General features: G+C 69.0%; 2 protein-coding genes. Both read left to right on the top strand.

The features are described 5' to 3' along the window. Window positions 1-226 precede the first annotated feature (226 nt). Entirely contained in the window at window positions 227-2377 is a 2151-nt protein-coding gene (locus ACFW16_RS36005; protein ID WP_380313910.1) for an acetate--CoA ligase family protein, read from the top strand. 218 nt (window positions 2378-2595) lie between these two features. Next, window positions 2596-2741 (top strand): ATP-grasp domain-containing protein (locus ACFW16_RS36000; RefSeq protein ID WP_380313478.1); only part of this gene is annotated, 146 nt, incomplete at its 3' end.

Below are 2741 nucleotides of genomic sequence, written 5' to 3'. Positions count from 1 at the left end.
GAGGTCGGAGAGGCGAAGCGGCTCCGGGTGAGGGCCCTTTGTCGAGGCCTGGGCCAGCCCTCACCCGGTCGTCCTGCGGACGCCCGACCTCTCCCGCGAGCGGGAGAGGCAACGCGGAAGAGCCTTTATTGATCCGACGGCCTGCCGTCGACCTGAATTCACTGCGACCGGGCAGCCTCAGGTGGGTCCGGTCCTCCCCCACATCCTTTGCTGAGCGAGGACCGCCATGAATGGCCATGTCGACGTCCTGGATGATGCCCGGACGACCGCCCGCAGCATCCTTGACACCGTGAAGCGGGACGGGCGCACCAGCCTGACCGCGCCCGAGGCCCGCGCGCTGTGCGAGGCCTGGCAGATCCCGATCCCGAAGGAGGCGCTGGCGACCACGGCCGACCAGGCGGCGGCCCAGGCCGAGGCGATCGGCTTCCCGGTCGTGCTGAAGATCGTCTCGCCGCAGATCCTGCACAAGACCGAAGCCGGCGGCGTGCTGGTCGGCGTCAAGTCGGCCGACGACGTCCGCGCCGGCTTCAAGCGCATCGTCGAGAGCGCCGGCCGCTACGACCCGAAGGCCGAGATCCTCGGCGTCCAGGTCCAGCAGATGCTGGTCGGCGGGCAGGAGGTGATCGTCGGCGCGGTCACCGATCCCAGCTTCGGCAAGCTGGTCGCCTTCGGCCTCGGCGGCGTGCTGGTCGAGGTCCTGAAGGACATCACCTTCCGCCTCGCCCCGGTCGACCGGGACGAGGCGCTGTCGATGCTCGACGGCATCCAGGCGGCGGCGATTCTGAAGGGCGTACGCGGCGCGCCGCCGGTCGACCGCGAGGCGCTGTCCGACCTGATCGTCAAGGTCTCGCGCCTGGTCGATGCGGTGCCGGAGATCGTCGAGCTCGACCTCAACCCGGTCTTCGCCCGCACCGACGGCGCCATCGCCGCCGATGTCCGCGTCGTCGTCGATTTCGAGCCGAAGGAGGCTCGGCCGCGGCCGTCGAAGGACGCCATCCTGGCCAAGATGAACCGGATCATGCGGCCCGACGCGGTCGCCGTGATCGGCGCCTCGGCCGAGGATGGCAAGATCGGCAACTCGGTGATGAAGAACCTGATCAACGGCGGCTACAAGGGCGCGATCTACCCGATCCACCCGAAGGCCACGGAGATCCTGGGCCTCAAGGCCTATGCCAGCGTCAAGGACGTGCCGGGCACCATCGACGTCGCGGTGTTCGCGATCCCGGCCAAATTCGTGGCCCAGGCGCTGACCGAGGTCGGCGAGAAGAAGATCCCGGGCGCCGTTCTGATCCCCTCCGGCTTCGCCGAGACCGGCAACCACGAGGGCCAGGACGAAATCATCGCCATCGGCCGAAAATACGACATCCGGCTGATGGGCCCGAACATCTACGGCTTCTACTACACGCCGAAGAACCTGTGCGCGACCTTCTGCACGCCCTTTGACGTGCAGGGCCGGGCGGCTCTGTCGTCCCAGTCGGGCGGCATCGGCATGGCGATCATCGGCTTCAGCCGGTCGACCAAGATGGGCGTCTCGGCCATCGTCGGCCTCGGCAACAAGTCGGACATCGACGAGGACGACCTGCTGACCTTCTTCGAGCAGGACGACGCCACCGACGTGATCGCGATGCATCTGGAGGACCTGAAGGACGGCCGCGCCTTCGCCGACGTCGCCAAGGTGGTGTCGAAGAAGAAGCCGGTGGTGGTGCTGAAGGCCGGGCGCACCTCGCTCGGCGCGCGGGCGGCCAGCTCGCACACCGGCGCCCTGGCCGGCAACGACAAGGTCTATGACGACGTGCTGCGCCAGTCCGGCGTGATCCGGGCCAAGAGCCTGCAGGACCTGCTGCAGTTCGCCCGCGGCATCCCGGTCCTGCCGGCGCCGAAGGGCGAGAACGTGGTCATCATCACCGGCGCCGGCGGCTCGGGCGTGCTGCTGTCGGATGCCTGCGTCGACAACGGCCTGTCGCTGATGGCGATGCCGCCGGACCTCGACGCCGCCTTCCGCAAGTTCATCCCGCCCTTCGGCGCGGCCGGCAACCCGGTCGACATCACCGGCGGCGAGCCGCCGACCACCTACCGCAACACGGTGAAGCTGGGGCTGGAGGATGACCGCATCCACGCGCTGATCCTCGGCTACTGGCACACCATCATCACGCCGCCGATGGTGTTCGCGAAGGTGATCACCGAGGTGGTGGACGAGATGCGCGCCAAGGGCATCAACAAGCCGATCGTGGCCTCGCTGGCCGGCGACGTCCAGGTCGAGGAGGCGGCGCAGTACCTCTACGACCACGGCATCGTCGCCTACCCGTACTCGACCGAGACGCCGGTCGCGGTGCTGGGCGCCAAGTACCGTTGGGCCCGCGCCGCCGGGCTGCTGTGAGCAAGGGCTTGGCGGCCGTGATGCGCCGCCATCTCCTTTCCTGTCATCGCCGGGCTTGACCCGGCGATCCAGGGGCCGTTGCGAGCGGCGACAGCTTCCTGGATGCCCGGGTCAAGCCCGGGCATGACAAGAAAGGGAGCGGTTCGGAAACGACAGACATCGCTGGAAGTGGGCCGGCTCTGCCCGCGGGCGGGGCCGGCCGAGCGGAAGGGCAGGGCATGAACATCCACGAATATCAGGCGAAGGGGCTGCTGGGGCGCTACGGCGTGCCGGTGCCGCGCGGCGGGGTGGCGTACACGCCGGAGGAGGCGGTGCGCGTGGCGGAGGGTCTCGGCGGCGCCGTGTATGTCGTCAAGGCGCAGAT

The sequence above is a fragment of the Inquilinus sp. NPDC058860 genome (assembly GCF_042743185.1).
GTDB lineage: Bacteria > Pseudomonadota > Alphaproteobacteria > DSM-16000 > Inquilinaceae > Inquilinus.
Note: the sequence above shows the minus strand (reverse complement) of the source record. Positions and strands in the feature narration are given on the sequence as shown.